We start from the raw sequence: 17,821 nt of genomic DNA on the forward strand, positions 1-17,821 counted from the left end.
CTAAAAAAGAATAGTTTTATTAATTTTACTGCTTTAAACCAAACATAAATGCCAAAACAATCCTTAACCCTGCTCCTACTAATTTCCGTACTATTGCTTGTAAGTTGCTCCTCGACAAATCAAATTGAAGCATTAAAACCTGAACCAGATGATGCAACACCTTTGATATACGAGAACATAGCATCCTTTATCAACTTGCCTGTAAATGTCAAATTAAAAGACATTCAATACCAAACCAACACGCTCTTGAACGGCTTGATCTATGACGACAACAACATTGAAGACGACAACATTGAAATGAAAGTGTGGAAATTGGCACCTATAAGCATCATAAACCATAATGACAATTCAGGAGAAAAAATAAAAACCATTTTACCGCTAAAAGCAGTTATAAAATACCGAATTGGAACAAAAAAGATGGGAATTGAATTGTATGACACACGAGAGTTCAACCTTAATGGTGTGGTCACCTTAGTTAGCGAAGTAGGCTTAACCAACTGGAAATTGAATACAGTCACAAAATTACAATCCTTAGAATGGAACGAAAGTCCCACAATGACAGTATTTGGAAAAAATGTTCCAGTTACCTATCTAATTACGCCTGCTATACAATTATTTAAATCGAAAATTGAAAAGAAAATCGATGCAGCTATCGCAAAATCAATGGATTTTAAGCCTACTGTTTTAGCTGCTTTAGAAAAGATTTGCGTTCCTTTTTTGTTGAGTGAAACGTACAAAAGCTGGCTTCGCATTGTACCCATAGAAATATATTCAACGACTGCTGTACTGAAAAAAGACAATTTTATTCTAGAAATGGGGATGAAATGCAATATGGAAACCATAATAGGACAGGAGCCCGAATCAAAATTTAATGCTTCCAAAATCATCCTGAAACCTGTAACTAAAATACCAAAAGACATAACTGCTAACATTATTGCTGTTTCTACCTATCAGGAAGCTTCTAAAATCATGACTAAAAATTTTATTGGACAGGAATTTGGTTCTGGATCTAAGAAAGTACAAGTACAAAACGTCAACATTTGGCACAAAGCAGGAAAAATGATTATTGCGCTAGAGTTAACAGGATCTGTAAACGGAACCGTCTACTTGTCAGGTTTACCTAAATATAACGAGCAAACTAAAGAAATTTATTTTGATCAAATGGGATATGTTTTAGACACCAAAAACAAATTACTACGCAGCGCTAGTTGGCTTGCACAAGGATTTGTACTTCGTAAAATCGAAGAACATTGTAGATATTCGCTACAGAATAATCTTGAAGAAGGACAAAAAAATATGCTGCCTTATTTAAAAAATTATTCTCCAATGCACGGAGTATTCATCAACGGAAAAATGGCAGCCATTGAATTTCAAAGAATTCAATTAACCAACCAAGCCATTATTGCTTTTTTAAAAGTAAAAGGGACCATCGACGTCTCAGTAAATGGCCTTCAATAATAATGGTGCAAGGATAATAAACGTCCTCTAACTCGATTTGTTTTTTTTCATCCGATAAATCGCGTAACCAATTGCTGCTACTAGCAGGTAAGGAATCACCATTAAGTAGACGATGCCATCATTTACAGCCGCTGCCGTTGTGGTATTCCCTTCACTAGTCAATGCAGCACGGCACATGGCACATTGCGCATTAGCAGGGAATGAGAAAAGCGTACAAAACACAATTACTACACCAACAGACCATTTGCTAGTACTGATCTTATTTTTTGAAAGCTGACTTTTGAATTTAGTATACATAATAAGGGGAAATCATTAAATAAACAATTACTCCAGTTATGGCTACATACAACCAAATTGGAAAAGTAATTCTAGCTATTTTTTTATGGCTTTCAAAGTTTTGTGCCAATGCTCTGACGTATGTAAATAAAACCATTGGTATAATAGCAATTGATAATATAATATGGGTAAACAGAATGAAGAAATAAACATACTTAATAAGTCCCTCACCACCAAATTTAGTAGAATCAGAAGTCATGTGATACGCCACATACATCACTAAAAAAGCCAAAGACAAAGCAATAGCTCCTGTCATCAAACTTTGATGCAACTTTCTCTTGCCATTTTTTATTGCAATTACCGCCGCTACTAAAAGAATGGCAGTAATTCCATTCGTAGTGGCATAAATTGGCGGCAAAAAGGTAAGAGGCGCTACATCGTACCCTAAATCTTTTAATTTTACTCCAAAAAGAATAGCTACGAATACCGGTATTATGATTGATACTGCTATAATTAGCTTGTTGTATCTCGTTTCTAAAGATTTGTCTTGCATCTTATTCTTTTAATAAAATATTAATATCTTGTTGAATATTTCTAACTCCTTTTTTATCTAAACCATCATAATATAAAATGGGATTTCCAAAATCATCTTTTCTACATCGTATATTTCCATTTTTATCAACCAAGGCGAATAATCCGGAGTGCTCAAAACCACCTTCTACATTTTTGTTTTCTCCAGCGTACAGATTAAAACCTTTATTTGCCAAATTAAAAATATAGGCTTTGTCTCCTGTCAAAAAATTCCAATTAGAAGATTTGACACCTAAAAATTCAGCGTGCTCCTTCAAGACCTCTGCAGTATCGTGCTCCGGATCTATAGTTATGGATACGATTCCGAAATTAGGATTTCCGAAAAATTTTTTTTCAATCAGCAACATACTTTCATTCATCTTAGGACAAATGGTGGGACAAGTAGAAAAGAAAAATTCTAAAACATAAACCTTTCCTTTGTATGTTTCATTTGTTATTTTCTTGTTGTCTTGATTAATTAATTCAAATTGTGGCGCAGGACCTATTTTAGTGAGCTTTTCACCCTCAATTACTGCCGGCCTAACGCTATCCAAGCGATCGCCTTGAACCACTTTATCATTTTTGATTCGTTCAACAATTTTTGGAATCGCATAAATTCCGAAAACTAAAATTATAAACGAAATCCCGATGTAAGATTTATTTTTAAACATATACTATAGCTTTAGATTTTTCTCGTCGCGTTGTTGTTTTTCTTTAGCGCGGCACGATATTCATACAGGATGACTTTAAAATCATCTAACATTTCATTGCTGAGCTCGGCAGGATGAAAAGTGTTGTACCCTTCTTTATTGTTTTTGACCAATTTGCGTCCTCGAAGATTTCGCTTTTTATCAAGAATGTACACTTTTGGAGTCCCCAATTTTTCGTCAAGTTGTTCGTTTAACTTCAATTGCTTGTAGTACACATTAATTTCCTCCGGAGAAGCAAACACGAAACGCCATTGGGTCATATCAGTAAATGCTCCCAGAGCGTCGACCACTTTTTTCGCATCTTTTTCTGTCCCTTTTGGACAAAGTACAACAAACTGAACATCTTTAAACTTATGATACGTTTGATATATTTTTTGATTCAAATTGAATAGGTTTCCTCTGTTTATAAGAAGATCATTACCAGCAAAACCTAAAATCGTAACCTTGCCATTTAAACTAACTTCTTTCCCGTCTAAAGTAGCCCATTCACCAAAATCAACGGTACTAGGAGTTATAATAGGAAGTTTTGTAAAACCATTGACACCTGAAGCAAAAAAAAGATATGCAACGATGGGTAAGATAAAAAGAACAAAAAGAACAATATTTTTTTTCATTGTAACACTACTATTATTTAATAGTACAAAAATAAAAAAAGGCACGCAATGCGCACCCTTTTTTTGAATTAATATCGTGTTAAAAATTCCATTTAATTGTAGAATTTTTAAAAACCTCATGAATATAATCTCCTTCTGTTAAAAGAATAAAGAGTAAATATATTATCAGAAAAATTAAAGGTAAAACTACTGAACTTCTTAAGCTCCCTTTTTCCCCTTCCATGTGCATAAATGCATAAACAATATAATATGCTTTATAAATCGTAAGTGCATAAAATATCCAATTAAGCAAATTCATCCCCATTAGATTATTCATGTGCAATACTTCAGGTTTTAAAATACCCAATATCACTTCTACAATTGTAACCGCAGATAAAATTCCGAATACTTTCCAGATTCTACCTATATTAGATTCGTGTACGTGTGTCATTATAATTACTTTTTTTGAAAATTAAACAAGATAGAAAACAGTGAAAACAAACACCCAAACTAAATCCACAAAGTGCCAATAAAGACCTACTTTTTCTACCATTTCATAACTTTTTCTTTTTTCGTAAGTTCCAATTAACACATTAAAAAAGATAATAATATTAATTATGATACCAGACAGAACGTGAAAACCATGAAATCCTGTAATAAAGAAGAAGAAATCTGCGAATAATTTACTGCCATATTCGTTTCTAATTAAGTTTGCGCCTTCCACAACATAATGGGCTTGACTCAACCTTGATAATGACTCTTCTCTTGAGAGAACTGTTTTCTGTTTAGCTGCAGTCAAAACTTCCGTTCTAATCAAAAGTTCAGGATGCGCTTTGAATCCAGCTTGCACTTCAGCAACTGAATAGGAAGGTAGAGCACCTTCACTCATAAACCATTTCGCTTTATCAGGTGTAAGTTGAACTCTTTCTTCATGCAGGTCCGTAGCAAAATCAGCTAAAGCTACTCTGTTGCCGTCTTTATCTACAAACTGAAGCAAACTTCCTCCAGTAGTTTCGATAGCACCATACTCCCCTTTAATGAAATTTTTCCATTCCCAAGCTTGAGATCCTACGAAAATCAAACCTCCAATAATGGTCAAGAACATGTAAAGAATTACTTTGTTTTTTTTCATTTGATGACCAGCATCAACGGCCAAAACCATTGTTACTGATGAAAATATCAAAATAAAAGTCATCAATGCTACATAATACATGGGAGCAGATACGCCATGCATAAATGGAAAGTGCGTAAACACCTCATCGGCCAGTGGCCATGTCTCAATAAATTTAAATCTAGAAAAACCATACCCGGCTAAAAATCCTGAGAATGTTAAAGCATCCGATACGATAAAAAACCACATCATCATTTTGCCATAACTAGCTCCCATTGGCTCATTGTTGCCTCCCCAAGTATTCTCTTCACTATTTGCAGTAGTAACTGTCGCTTCCATAAAAGTTATTCGTTAAAAAGTTCCCAAATTTACGTTTTTTTCTTATTTAAAGAAATATAAAAACAAAAACAAATAAACCCATAATAAGTCAAGAAAGTGCCAGTACATTGCACCTAGTTCTATTCCAAGGGTTTGAGATGAATTGTATTTTTGTTTAAAATGATTATAAATTATAATCAGTAATGAAATCACGCCTCCAGCTAGGTGAATCAAGTGAACAACCGTCACAACGTACAAGAAAGTAGTCGTGATTGAGCTTCCACTTCCAGTGAAATAATAGCCATTTTCTACTATTTGTCCAAATCCCGCAAACTGCAAAAACACAAATAATAACCCCAATGCTAAGGTAACTAAAAGAAGTGTTGTTGTTTGGGTTTGATTGTTTTTTTGAATGGCTTTTTTGGCCAAATAAAAAGTGACACTGCATCCTATAATTACTATAGTACTGTAATAAAAGGCCGTTGGTAATTGAAAATCTTTTAACCAATCTGCGCGCGATTTACTCACGACAAAAGCACTCGTTAGCCCTGCAAACATCATGGTCATACTCACCATAGCTAACAACAAAATCAATTTATAGGATCTTGCCGTTCTTGATTTCTGCTCCTCTGCTGTCATTATCATTTCCATACTCTATCTTAAAAATTTATCAAATATATAAACTAATTGTAACAATGTAATATAAGCCACACTAACTAACATCAATGTTTTAGCCGCCTTAGCCGTTCGCAATTTATACAATCGCACAGCATAAAAAAGCATCCACATACCCAACAAAAATACAATAACTGCTGCAATTGGAGTTATAAAAAACCTTCCCGTATACCCAATAACTGGCAAAAGAGACGCTAATATAAGCCAGACAGTGTACAAAATGATTTGTAATGCGGTTCCTTTATCCTTCTTGCCCGTTGGCAACATAAAAAAGCCTGCTTTTTCATAATCCTCATACAAAAACCAACCAATGGCCCAAAAGTGCGGAAATTGCCAAAAAAACTGAATCAAAAACAAGGTCCCTGCTTCTATTCCAAATTCCCCTGTGGCTGCAACCCATCCTAACATAAAAGGAATTGCTCCCGGAAAAGCTCCTACAAAAACGGACAACGAGGTCATCGTTTTCAGAGGGGTGTAAATACTTGTATATAAAAATATAGAAATAGCACCAAACATGGCGGTTTTCGAATTGATAGTATAAAGCAACACAAGACCAATTACTGTGAGCGCAATGGCCACTAACAAAGCAGTTGTTTGAGTCATTCTTCCCGTTGGAACAGGACGATTTTTAGTTCTATCCATCAACGCATCTAAATCTTTCTCAATTACTTGATTAAAGGCATTCGATGCACCTACCATGCAATAACCTCCAACAGCTAATTTCAATAAAACCAACCAGTCTAAGGATTGCAAATCATAAATACCAAGCATAAATCCCGCAATTGACGAAAACACGACACTAACTGCTAAACGTGCTTTAGTGATTTCGCGGAAATCAATATAGATAGATTTAAATGAAAGGGTATTTTGTGTTGTGCTCAATGCTTAAGATGATTTACTTTGTAAAACTTTTGCAAAAGTAGGGTATCAAAAGGGATTTGGCAAAAAACAATTCATAAAAAAGTTTATTAAAATTCAAATGGAAATTAATAGTCAAAATACCAATTAAAAATATCCGCTCTCAACCCCAAAGTGAACCAATTTGTACTTTCATTAAAAGTAGTTGCTGTGTTTTTAGAAGGATCAAAACTTCTGTAAATGTAACTTCCAAAAAACTTTAGGTTGGTTGCTGGATTGACTAAATACCCACCTTGTAAATCAGCAATAAAAACGGTTGTTTTATTTCCTTGACCCACTTTTACACCACTATCAAAGGGTCTGTTTTCATCATAATCCTTATAAATATTACTACCATAATTAAAACCATCATCGGCGGTGTCAAAATCTAAGCCTCGAGTTCCCATAGTAACTTTGGCGTCAGCAAAATACCTTCCTTTATGATATCGGGCAATTCCAATAAATTCCTTAAAATTACCTCCCCACTGGTGTCCTACACTTTGGTTGTTGTGCCCATAATTGGTAATCGGCGAACTGTGAGAATATACATAAGGCCGAACATGATTGTATTCTAACTGCAGCAGTAGATTTTTTACCTTAAAGGCATCAAAATACTTTACTCCCAGTTGATATCCGTATTTATTTTTCCAGCTGTTATCCCCTTTTTTTACGTCACCTAGCGAAAATTCATCTAGAACAAATTGTCCGTATAGGTTAATTTGATTGGACCATTTATATTTATAAGTCAATCCTAAAAGTGCGTTTCCAGTTCGTGCTGACGAAGCAAATTCGACTGCACGGTAAAAAATTATCGGATTTACAAAACTCATGTCAAATCCGCGGTTATTTGTATTGGTCCAAATCACCGATTCGAAAAAACCCAGATTCAGCCTGTTCGACACATTCCAACTCAAATAATGATTGGCCATAAACTTAGTAGAATAGGTTCTTTCCAGTGTAGCATCAGGACGAACATCTTTCAGCCACATATACGTATTAGTGTATTTTATTTTCCAAAAATTAGTGTTTATTTTAAAATAAGGGTAAGGACTAGCGCCATCACTTTCTAGCAAAGATCGGTAACCATCTCCAATAAAATTCCTCCCATAACCCAATTGCAAATCTATATATTTGCTGGGTGCGAAAGTCAAATTGGCTTCCGCCAAAGGAAAATCATACGAATCCGTTTTGAAATCCTTTGCAATTCCAATACCTGGTATAATTGCAGGATTACCGCCGTCAGGTTTAATGGATTCCGCATACCGATTGTAATAATCTGCAAAGCGACCTTGACTTTCAAAAATGGTCGTAGTAAAATTGAGTTGTTTTCCAAGGCCTCCACGAAAATTAATCCCTCTTGTATTAACATAAGTATACGACGCCTCCGTTTGTGAAGCTTTCCCTAGCTGCAAATCAAAAATTGGGTTGACTGTAAACCAATAGTCTTCGCCTTGAATTGCAACTGTACTCTCGTTCCATAATTTTCTGGCCCCCCAGCTCGAAACATTCTTTTTTAGCTTTTCATTAGCTCCTTTTAAATCATAATATTTTGAAACTTCTACATACGTAAATGGCTTTGATGCAGTATGATTATTGCTACCCACTTGATTTAGCGAAGCATCAAACTGCGCATAATAACTATGTGAAAACGGAACATTCAAATGGCTTTCAAATTCGGGATTGTTAAATTTAGCATAAGCGATACTATCCAATTCGGTTAACTTTTCCTTGTTATTAGGCAGTACTTCAGCTTTCGCCAAAGTTTCAGCAGCAACTTCATCCCTACTTTTTAAAGGGATTGCCAATGTCATAGTAAATTTATTATAAGTAGGGTTTCCGTTGTAAGTAGCGGGTTGAATTTTTGGAAATGCACTGAAAACTCTCCCGGTTTCTTTTATCAAATCCTGATCCACAGCATCAACATAAATAACTTTAAAAATACCCTCACGGTCAACTTCAAAAAGAATTTTTACTGCTCCTTCGAAATTATTTTGGGATAAATGCACTGGAGTTTTAAAATTAACAAAGATAAAATCCTGAACCTGATTGTAAAAACAAGTTTCTAATGCATCAGATTGCAAGTTTACACAATCTGGAAAAACAGGAAATCGCTCGGCTGAATTTCCCTGTTGTTGCAACAAGACTGTGCGCTCCTGGGCGTTTGCATAAAAAGAACACGCAAATAAAAACATGATTAATACTGTCTTTATTATTTTTAATTCCTTTGTAAATTTAATACTCATTATTTGAATTTTGACCATTTGCAATAGTTTTAGCGCCAGAAGTTCCTATTCTTTTTACACCTAACTGAATCATTTGAACAGCTTCATCATACGTTCGTACACCGCCAGCGGCTTTTACTGATAATGGCGACGCATTTTCAAGCATCATTTTTATAGCAGGAATTGTAGCTCCGTTAGGCAGGTTATTTTCTGTTTTATAAAATCCAGTGGAAGACTTCACAAAAACCTTAGGAAATAATTCTTGCTGAAAATTAGAAACAACAACATTTTTAATCAAACTTGATAATTGAATAATATCTTTATCAGTAAGAGCTGCCACTTCGATGATCCATTTCACGACTTTATTATTGGCTAATCCCAATTGGGTACCCTGTAAAATTTCTTCTTTGACCAATTCGATCTCATTGTTTTTGAAGGCTTCATAATTGCAAACAAAATCCAAGTCATCAGCGCCATTTTCTATGGCCTGAGCAGCTTCTATCAGCTTCTGATCTATTGATGATTTACCTTCTGGAAAATCAATTACGGTTCCTATTTGCAGATTTGATTTCGCCTCAACAATCATTTTTTTTGCTAATGAAACCATATTTGGACGAATCATAATAAGTTTAAAGCGTTCCTCAATGGCTTCTTGAATAAATCCCCGGGCCACAACTGTATTTTCACTTTTACTGAGACCTGCCTGCACCGCAGTTTTTAAATAGGTCGAATCTAAATATTGCTTGATATCCATAGCGATTTTAATTTCTTAATTATAGCAAACTCTGAAAGACAAAATTACGTTTTAAAAGTACATGAGTTTGCGATTGAATAGTACTATTTGGGTTGAATAAAAAAAACGAAATTTATTACCCAACAAACAACCTTATTCCGTGTAGTTATTTTGTTTTAGACTATAAAATATAAAATCCCACGAGAAGTGGGATTTATATTTAAACTCTTTTTTTATTGAATAAAACTGCAATTGCAACGGCAAGTACGGCTCCAGATGCATTAGCCGAAACATCATATACATCTGCATGTCTGGTTGCGGTAAACAACTCTTGTGAAATCTCTATTCCTATTCCAAAAAAGAAGGAGAATAAAAAAGAAAACGCCAGAGGTTTATAATTGTTCAAACTGTTCATTTTATTTTTTAAAAACAAATAACAGAAAGACGTTAGTACAAAATGAAAAAAGGCATGAACATATTTATCAATATTAGACACACTCCCAAGAGGAACGCTATTCAATTGTACTAAACAAAAAAAGGCAATAATCCCAGCCCACACAATAGCTGCCCACAAAAATAGTTGCTTATGCACCAATAATTTCTTTATACGAATCACTTGAAAGAAGCGAATCAAATTCAGCACTATTTGATACTTTAATTTTTACCATCCACCCAGCGCCGTAAGGATCTGAATTTACACTTTCAGGAGTATTCTCTAATTTGTCATTAAAAGCAATAATTTCTCCTGACATAGGAAGAAATAAATCAGAAACCGTTTTAACCGCTTCCACAGTTCCAAAAACCTCATCTTTTTCTAAAGTCTGATCTAAAGTTTCCACTTCAACGTATACAATATCTCCTAATTCTTTTTGTGCAAAATCAGTGATTCCTACAGTTGCAATATCGCCTTCAAGGCTAACCCATTCGTGATCTTTTGTGTACTTTAAATTTGCTGGTATGTTCATAGTATTGTAATTGATAATTATTAAAATATTAATTTGAAATTTGTCTGACAAATGTAGCAATCTCAATTCAAATCTGGTTTAGATTTCTAGAAAATTAATTCCCAAAATTATACCGAATAGTAAACCCAGAACGAACATTTGTTAGTGGGAAAGATGTTGATATTACTGCTTTAGAAAAAGAATGATCATAATAAAAAATGGCTGTAAGGTTTTTGCTAAAAGAATAATCCGCTTTTACGGTAAGTGACCATAAATTTTGACCTCCTGCCAGCTGATTGTTGTTGTAATCCAAGTATCTTACGATGGTTTGATTGTTACGATAGGACAAATCAGCCTTTAAATTAATATCACTTTTTATTATTCCTGTAGGATTATCCGCTAGTCTGGACGAAAAAATAACATCTTTGAAACGATAGCCCAGTCCCACTACATATTCAACTCCCTTCACCTCAGTCAGTAAATTATTATCAAAACTCATTGATAATGCTCTGTCTTTCTTGATTTCGGCAAGAACTTTCAACGAATTTTTCAATTCAAAATCCATTCGTAACAACGGATTAAATTGTTCTACTAAATTGATATTAGACATTATGGTTTGATTGAAGAAATTTCCACTTGCATCGACTCCCTCCGGAGTTTTATCGAATTCAAAATTTGATCTAAATGCATTTATCGTATAAGAAGCTCTGTAATTATGCTGCAAGGAAAACCGTTTGAAATTCTTTTTGAAAACCCCAAAACGCATCAAACCGTTATATTTTACGGCCCAGTTTGGTATAGGAAAATTTCTAAAAATTCCAAGCGATACCGCGGAAGCATCTCCTCCTGAATAAGCGGCTAAAAATGCTGGTAACAACACCGCTTGATTGTTTTTGCCATAACCCAATGGAAATCCTTCTGGATCCAAGTTACTTGGGTTATTAATATCGATGCCGCGCTGTGTTGCCAGTCTATTGGCCACGGTTAATCTGTTAGATCGAAAGTCATCAAATGCAGCTGATATATTTTCATCACTACCTGAAAAGGACGTATTTATCAAAACGGTCGATATAGAGAAAATACCGGCAGTGTATGGAGATCTAGAATTATAAACGCCATCGGTAACGTCATATTGTTCCGAAAAATTTTCAGAATAGGCGCGATCTAAAGTCAAGTCTATTTTTAAATCTGGCAATAAATCCACATTTGCGGTAGCTTTAAATAATTTATTTGTCACTCGAGAAAAATTTTGATTAAAATCCGGATAATTGGTCAACCATCCATTTTTTGCTGCTTCATATCGCACGTCATCTTGACTTCCAAAAATAAATCCTAACGATGGTCTTGAAGAGCCCAAAAACCCAACACTTGGCGTATATCCCGGCAAAACTGTACCACTATTATGGGTGTAGGTCATTTGAATATTTTTGACACTGGTCAACATTCCGATCAAACCATCTACAAATTGATTGTTTTTTGGCGCTTGGTTTATAGTTGTATTTACTATTTTTTCTCCGGGTTTTGGAGCTGTTGCTCTAGGTTTAGGTGTTGTATTTGCTCCTTTTTTAGCTAAACCAATGTATTTATACAATTGATCCATATTGAATGTTGCATTCAAATTATTAGAATTCGCATTTTGAACTGTGTTTCCTAGATTATAATTAGCACCTTCAATTTGTATTTCTGACAGCGCATTAGAAGTACGTTGCCAACTGTAATCACCGGTATAAGAATATGTTGCTTTTACAAAACTGAACAACGGAATTTTATTAATTGGAATTTCATAATTCAAAACCAGTTGTTGCATGTGCTGATTTGGATCTCCCATGTCCCAGTAATTATCCCATATAGTAAACGTATCAATAGGTTCATTATTCTCATTCAAATAGCTTTTTACAATATTACTGGATGATGCGGTATAGTTTAATTTCAAGGATTTCGTCAAATTATAATTAAATCCATATTGGTAATTGAAGGCGAAATTTCTGCGATACAAAGGATCAAGTCCTATTCCTTCTACCTCGACTTGTCTGAATTGCTGACGGTTGTATTGTCTTATAATATTGCTGTTAAACGAAACATTAGAAGGCAAATAATTAAAATTAAAATCACTCAGTAACTTCCAATAATTACTTTTTTTCATGAATTTCGTTTTCTTAAACGGCTCCACTGCTTTAGGTTGAAATGCAAACGCATAATCTACTGAGGAGTTTACCTGTTGATCCATATAATCTTCGATTTCAAAATCATGTCTTTCTACTTCATTAAAAGATTGCGAAAAAGTAAAGTTTTCTGGATCGTAAACATGCTGTTTTTGTTCTGGACTACGCTCTTTTCGTACTCCGATAAAGTTGATACTTTTGCGTTTTGTATAATCAATAGCTCTATTGGCAATATTATCGCGTTGATCTTGATTTGTGGTATTATCCAACAACTGTTTGAGTCGTATATCTTGATTGAACGGATCGTATTCCGGAGTTATTGTTTCTTCGCCAATGGCGTAATTAAAAGGTAAGTTAATTTGCCATTTTTGAGGCAGTAATTTTCCTAAATTAACATTAGTAACAATATTATACTGTTGTGTATCTTCTCTGCTTCTTTCATTTGGGCCTTGTTCCAATGCTCCAAAACCAATAGTGCTTTTTCTACCAGAAGCAGAAACAGTGGCGAAATCAGCTAAATTTGAATCAATATTGAGCACTGCTGCCATACCGCCTTTGTTATCCATATCGGCCAAGCGAAGTTCATTAAACCAAACTTCTCCTTTAATATCATTGCGCGCATCACTGTTTTTGACACCAACCATCAATGTGCGCACCAATCCAAAGTTAGGATTCCCTTTCACTCCTATTCTTAGTTTATTTATTTTGTTGCCAAGAGAGGAATCCAGTTCATCTTCATTTTGATAATAAATCCCATCTGATGGCAGTGTGCTGGGATCAATACTCATGGCCAGAATCTTCAATTGGGTCAGTAGAGCAAGTGACAAATCAATTTCATTCTCTTCCGGCCAAACCGCTTCGGCACTCAAAGGAGAACAATCAGAATTAGATGCCGATGATGGCGCAGTGACTTTTAAAGGAATTTCAATTTGATAAAAATTCTGTGTAAAATCATTTCCAAAACGAATAAAACCGACCATTTGATTTTCTTGAAGGGAAATTTCGTTTGGTAACGATTCCGCATGCAAAAACATTTTTAATTTATTGAATTGACGCATATCAATGCTAACGTTCTTAAAAACAGCTCTTGAATCTAATGGTTCAAGTCCATTTCCCGACACTCGCAAGGCTAATGATTGTTCGTTTTGATTAATTACCGTATTGTTATTAAACAGCTGTTCACGCATTACGCCCGGTGGAGTAATGTAATTAACAGGACATCTTTGGTTGTTTTCCTGAACGTTGACCGCTAAAACATCTAAGTTTGTGCCGTCATCGTCTATGTTAGTATCATCAAAATCAAGAGTATTGGTATAGCGTCTCCATTCACCCCGAACTAAATCTAAGGCTCCAAAACGAACCGTTACTTGATCATCAAAACCGGTCATAAACATTCTCATGAAACGAATAGATCTAAAATCGGAAATATTTCCTATTGTGTTTTCAGGTTGTGAAACGGGAATTTTAAACTGCAACCATCGAGCCTCTGTACTGGAACCATCGGGCAGGGTCACTTGCGTATCTCTAATGTCAGTAATGTAATTTTGTCCCACAGCCATATTGGGCTGAACAGCAATACTATATTCATAATACGCATTAATCGTATTCATGGTATTGTCCTTATTAATATCTTCAACATCAGGAAGCGTTGTCGAACCTCTGTTAGGATCATTAATATCTACCGTCGAGTTGCCATCGGTACCGTTATACATTTTGTACCGATCAGTAATTCCACCTGATGCATTCAAGTAAAAAGTATAATCATCTGCCGCAGGATCTAGCTCTGAAGCAAAATTAGTGTAGACCGCTCCTTCGTTAGCATTAGACAAACCATCTAACCCAATATCTTGATTTTTTCTATTTTCAACATTTGTATCAAAAGCATAAATCAGCGATTGCGAAGCTGGAACATCACCCCATATTGGTTGTGGATTTACTACTATCTGATCCGATCCTAGTCCGTTTTCGTATTGTTTTCTTCCATCTTTCAAGACATCCTCTGATATCTCTCCTAAGTTGAAGTATATTTTACCCGTATTTGTTTGTGATGATTGACCATTTCCTACGTATGGATCCAAAATCCAAAATTGTATGTATTCTACATTTCCTTGTTCGAAATTAGTCGAATTTAATGCTCGCATGATTCCACCAAAATTATCTCTTGCATTTGCACTAACATTCAGGCTGTTGTTATACGGACCCCGTTCTGAAGGATAATAACTTAAATCTAATGTGTTTATCACTTGCGATTGCCCTTGAGCAATATCGGTCAGTGGATACAATTCCTGACTAAAAATTCTTCTGGTGGTGTTGAATGAAAGATCTTCGTTAGAAACACCAGCTGGCTTTTGCGTATAAAATATTGGATCAATAGAATACCACGATAATTTAGCCCTTTTAAACCCGTAACTTAAATCATTGGCACTAGCACTAAAATCATACGTACTAGTTGTGTTTTTTTCTGGGGTTGATGCAAGACTCCAAGAATAGGGGCTTCGCATATCAATTGTAGATTGAGTCCCTTCAAAATCATCTACATAAATGGTAGATTCTCCCTGAAATTGATCTGCTTTAGGTGAATCTGGTTTCAAGAAAGCAACTTCACCTCGTATAGAAAGATTAGAAGGTACATCCGTGTCAAGATTAGGTAATTTATTTACCATCCGAGTCAAAAATGGCACTTCGGTTGAAAAATTAGTATTAAAACCAAAAATAGTATTATTGACGGATTCTTGCCCAAAACTAGATTTTTGAGTAAATGGTCTTTCGCTCATTTTTAAAAAAGTAGCGCCAACGATAAAATTATCAGCAATTTTATGCTCGACATTTACACCCATAAACCTTCTAGTTTGCTGGCCAAAAACAGAATTATTCTCTACTGACACTTCGATAGGAGTATTAGATGCTTGAAGTGAAGCATCTAAAATCTGGACACGACCCAATTGATAATTAACACTATAATCAATTCCTTCTACCAGAATCCTTCCTGCCGCAGTAACTACAACGGAACCTCTGGGAACATTAAAAGCTCCTATTGGTATTCCATCACCGCCTGTAGATTTGTATTTTCCTCTTAACAAGAACTTGTTTTTCTCACTATCCTGCAAAGCGCCTGATTGTGTATTGCGATACATGTTACGAAACACATATTTTTTTTGATTCTCATTATAAGAACTCAAATTGTTATAGTTTTCTGCTGAACCGGAATACGATAATTTAGAAAACAACAATTCGCCAAACGGTTCTTTTGTGGTAAAAATAATTCTTCCGTTTTGTGCATCAATTGTCAGACCTGGCATAAAGTCAAAAAAACCATCACCGCCAGTTTGTGGATCATTATTGTAGTTTAGTCTATCTAAATTAAACACTTTTAGCAATGGAGTTTCGGCCACTTTGTTTTCTTCGTTTTCCTTAGGTGTTTTTGATGGATCTGCTCCAGGAAATGGAACTGGGTTTCCAGCGGCATCTTTTGCTTCGGTTATATAATTTAAAGGGGAAGGATCGGTGTACAGAATATTAAATCTAAAATCCTCTTGTTTCAATTGATACCCGCCTTGAATTTGATAAATATTTTTCATCATCAGGTTCCAGACAGGATTCCTAACGTTAGTCAAATTGCTTTTCAACATTTTCAAAATCAAACTTTGCGAAATAATAGCTTGATTCGCGGAACCATTCCCCGTAACAACCGTGGCATCGACTCCGTCATTACCAAATTCCCCCACTTGATATACCTCATCCCCTATTGTATATTGGTATGCCACGGCAAGAACCTCATCATTTGCCAATCGCTGTTGCAATGAAATATATCCTAATTGTGGATTAAAGGTATATTCATTAGGATTCAATTTTCGGGCATTTTCCAATTTAGAATAATCCTGGCCTTCGCTAACGGTCACATTAAATCCAGAATTTGCCGTTACAATTTCACGTATATTAGGATTCAACAATCCTCCGCCGGCAGTAATTTGTGCTGGATCATAATCATTATTGGAGTTGTCAGTAGGAGAATCTAAAGGATTATTAAAAAAACCTGTTGAAGGATCTAAAACAACCACCTCATTATCTGCTAAACCTGATAATTGTCCTTCTCCTAAATCCTGAAGCGCAATAATATTTCGAAGATTATTATTTGTGGTCGTGATACGGTTTTGTTTATTGGTTACCCAAATTTCGATTCGGGAAATCTGAACCCGACTATCGATGAAAGGGTAATTTGCTAGCGATTTGTCATATCGGTTTCTAAAATATTGTGATAAGAAAAAATGTCTGTCGCTATCATAATCTAAAGCAAACATCTCAAAATCTTCAATGGTACCGCCACCTTGAGCGACTAAACTTTTTGTTTGTGATTTTTGTTCCGAAAAAACACCTGTAACAGTTGTTTTTCCAAACTGCAACTGCGTTTTTACACCAAATAAACTTTGTGCTCCCCGGATCAAGGAACTATTTAATGGCATACTGACGTTACCGACTTCAATTTTTTGAATAATATCATCCTCAGATGGGGCATAATCCAGCTTGATCAGGTTTTGAAATGCAAATGTTGATTGCGTATCGTAATTTACATTTACATTGAGCCGCGTTCCTACCTTTCCCATCAAGCTCATACTTATTCTTTGATCAAAATCAAATGAAGTTGAAGTTCTGTTTCTAGGAGAAAAAGAGGGATTGTCTTGTTTGGTATACCGCATTCCTAAATCCATCTCTACAGATCCGGTAGGTTTTACATCAATGGTATTACTGCCAAAAATAGATTCAAAAAGTCCTGATTTAATATAATATCGAGGTAACAAATCTTTTTTTGCAATTTCGCTACCTTCTTTTTTTCCATCAATAGCATCGCCTTTTTTCTTGAAGTAATCTCGCATTGATTCTTTCAGAACAAGATTTTCGTACTCTTTTGGAGTTAAGATAATAGGGTAATTAATAGAAAAACCGTCAACGGAATTGGTATAAATATACCTATCAGTAACAGGATCATAGGTGTATGCCGAAAGAATACTCTGAGGATTTTTTAACTGCACTTTCCCAATAGAAAATCCAGTTTTTACGGTATCCTGAGTCGCCTGTGTTACTTGTGCATTAGACACGAAACTACAAAATAAAACAAACGATAAAAAACAAATTTTATGCATAGAACTCGTGTTTC

General features: G+C 35.1%; 14 protein-coding genes. 2 read left to right on the forward strand and 12 right to left on the reverse strand.

Translation table 11 applies throughout. The annotated features are described in order from the left end of the window. The first annotated feature begins 48 nt into the window (after window positions 1-48). Window positions 49-1,458: a DUF4403 family protein gene (locus tag ACEN2F_RS03895; RefSeq protein ID WP_441736318.1), complete on the forward strand. Its 1,410-nt coding sequence runs from the start codon at window positions 49-51 to the stop codon at window positions 1,456-1,458. 112 nt (window positions 1,459-1,570) lie between these two features. Continuing rightward, the gene (locus ACEN2F_RS03900) at window positions 1,571-1,735 is read left to right on the forward strand and encodes a hypothetical protein (RefSeq protein ID WP_441736321.1); all 165 of its coding nucleotides are present in this window, start codon (window positions 1,571-1,573) and stop codon (window positions 1,733-1,735) included. A 9-nt stretch (window positions 1,736-1,744) separates the two neighbouring features. Here the strand turns inward: ACEN2F_RS03900 and ACEN2F_RS03905 are convergent, their stop codons facing one another. The 12 genes from ACEN2F_RS03905 to sprA form a co-directional block, all read right to left on the reverse strand. Next, window positions 1,745-2,287, reverse strand: a complete 543-nt coding sequence (locus ACEN2F_RS03905; RefSeq protein ID WP_441736323.1) for a DUF420 domain-containing protein — start codon at window positions 2,285-2,287, stop codon at window positions 1,745-1,747. A 1-nt stretch (window position 2,288) separates the two neighbouring features. Continuing rightward, on the reverse strand, window positions 2,289-2,975 hold the full coding sequence (locus tag ACEN2F_RS03910; protein WP_441736326.1) for an SCO family protein: 687 nt from the start codon (window positions 2,973-2,975) through the stop codon (window positions 2,289-2,291). Between the two features lie 11 nt (window positions 2,976-2,986). Further along, on the reverse strand, window positions 2,987-3,628 hold the full coding sequence (locus ACEN2F_RS03915; protein ID WP_441736329.1) for a hypothetical protein: 642 nt from the start codon (window positions 3,626-3,628) through the stop codon (window positions 2,987-2,989). A gap of 79 nt (window positions 3,629-3,707) precedes the next feature. Next, the gene (locus ACEN2F_RS03920; protein WP_441736331.1) at window positions 3,708-4,058 is read right to left on the reverse strand and encodes a cytochrome C oxidase subunit IV family protein; all 351 of its coding nucleotides are present in this window, start codon (window positions 4,056-4,058) and stop codon (window positions 3,708-3,710) included. 21 nt (window positions 4,059-4,079) lie between these two features. Beyond that, complete coding sequence (locus ACEN2F_RS03925; protein ID WP_441736334.1) at window positions 4,080-5,057, reverse strand: cytochrome c oxidase subunit 3; 978 nt, start codon at window positions 5,055-5,057, stop codon at window positions 4,080-4,082. 42 nt (window positions 5,058-5,099) lie between these two features. After that, window positions 5,100-5,687: a cytochrome c oxidase subunit 3 gene (locus ACEN2F_RS03930; protein ID WP_441736337.1), complete on the reverse strand. Its 588-nt coding sequence runs from the start codon at window positions 5,685-5,687 to the stop codon at window positions 5,100-5,102. Between the two features lie 3 nt (window positions 5,688-5,690). After that, window positions 5,691-6,593 (reverse strand): heme o synthase, encoded by a 903-nt coding sequence (gene cyoE / locus ACEN2F_RS03935; protein ID WP_441736340.1) that lies wholly within the window; start codon window positions 6,591-6,593, stop codon window positions 5,691-5,693. Between the two features lie 104 nt (window positions 6,594-6,697). Continuing rightward, on the reverse strand, window positions 6,698-8,851 hold the full coding sequence (locus ACEN2F_RS03940; RefSeq protein ID WP_441736343.1) for a gliding motility protein RemB: 2,154 nt from the start codon (window positions 8,849-8,851) through the stop codon (window positions 6,698-6,700). Then, the gene (gene deoC, locus ACEN2F_RS03945; protein ID WP_441736346.1) at window positions 8,841-9,584 is read right to left on the reverse strand and encodes a deoxyribose-phosphate aldolase; all 744 of its coding nucleotides are present in this window, start codon (window positions 9,582-9,584) and stop codon (window positions 8,841-8,843) included. Before deoC ends, ACEN2F_RS03940 begins: the two co-directional genes overlap by 11 nt. Window positions 9,585-9,783: 199 nt before the next feature. After that, window positions 9,784-10,206, reverse strand: coding sequence for a VanZ family protein (locus tag ACEN2F_RS03950; RefSeq protein ID WP_441736349.1), 423 nt, complete (start codon window positions 10,204-10,206; stop codon window positions 9,784-9,786). Beyond that, on the reverse strand, window positions 10,148-10,528 hold the full coding sequence (gene gcvH / locus ACEN2F_RS03955; RefSeq protein WP_441736351.1) for a glycine cleavage system protein GcvH: 381 nt from the start codon (window positions 10,526-10,528) through the stop codon (window positions 10,148-10,150). Before gcvH ends, ACEN2F_RS03950 begins: the two co-directional genes overlap by 59 nt. 94 nt (window positions 10,529-10,622) lie before the next feature. Next, on the reverse strand, window positions 10,623-17,807 hold the full coding sequence (gene sprA, locus ACEN2F_RS03960; RefSeq protein WP_441736353.1) for a cell surface protein SprA: 7,185 nt from the start codon (window positions 17,805-17,807) through the stop codon (window positions 10,623-10,625). Between the last annotated feature and the right edge of the window lie 14 nt (window positions 17,808-17,821).

The sequence above is a fragment of the Flavobacterium sp. W20_MBD1_R3 genome (assembly GCF_052119725.1).
In the GTDB taxonomy this organism is placed as follows: Bacteria; Bacteroidota; Bacteroidia; order Flavobacteriales; family Flavobacteriaceae; genus Flavobacterium.

What these genes read in the sequence shown, in the direction of transcription:
- ACEN2F_RS03910 (WP_441736326.1), bottom strand. Translation starts at nt 2,975, where the DNA reads ATGTTTAAAAATAAATCTTACATCGGGATTTCGTTTATAATTTTAGTT.
- sprA (WP_441736353.1), bottom strand. Translation starts at nt 17,807, where the DNA reads ATGCATAAAATTTGTTTTTTATCGTTTGTTTTATTTTGTAGTTTCGTG.
- ACEN2F_RS03920 (WP_441736331.1), bottom strand. Translation starts at nt 4,058, where the DNA reads ATGACACACGTACACGAATCTAATATAGGTAGAATCTGGAAAGTATTC.
- ACEN2F_RS03900 (WP_441736321.1), top strand. Translation starts at nt 1,571, where the DNA reads ATGCCATCATTTACAGCCGCTGCCGTTGTGGTATTCCCTTCACTAGTC.
- ACEN2F_RS03925 (WP_441736334.1), bottom strand. Translation starts at nt 5,057, where the DNA reads ATGGAAGCGACAGTTACTACTGCAAATAGTGAAGAGAATACTTGGGGA.
- gcvH (WP_441736351.1), bottom strand. Translation starts at nt 10,528, where the DNA reads ATGAACATACCAGCAAATTTAAAGTACACAAAAGATCACGAATGGGTT.
- deoC (WP_441736346.1), bottom strand. Translation starts at nt 9,584, where the DNA reads ATGGATATCAAGCAATATTTAGATTCGACCTATTTAAAAACTGCGGTG.
- ACEN2F_RS03915 (WP_441736329.1), bottom strand. Translation starts at nt 3,628, where the DNA reads ATGAAAAAAAATATTGTTCTTTTTGTTCTTTTTATCTTACCCATCGTT.
- ACEN2F_RS03940 (WP_441736343.1), bottom strand. Translation starts at nt 8,851, where the DNA reads ATGAGTATTAAATTTACAAAGGAATTAAAAATAATAAAGACAGTATTA.
- ACEN2F_RS03895 (WP_441736318.1), top strand. Translation starts at nt 49, where the DNA reads ATGCCAAAACAATCCTTAACCCTGCTCCTACTAATTTCCGTACTATTG.
- ACEN2F_RS03905 (WP_441736323.1), bottom strand. Translation starts at nt 2,287, where the DNA reads ATGCAAGACAAATCTTTAGAAACGAGATACAACAAGCTAATTATAGCA.
- ACEN2F_RS03930 (WP_441736337.1), bottom strand. Translation starts at nt 5,687, where the DNA reads ATGGAAATGATAATGACAGCAGAGGAGCAGAAATCAAGAACGGCAAGA.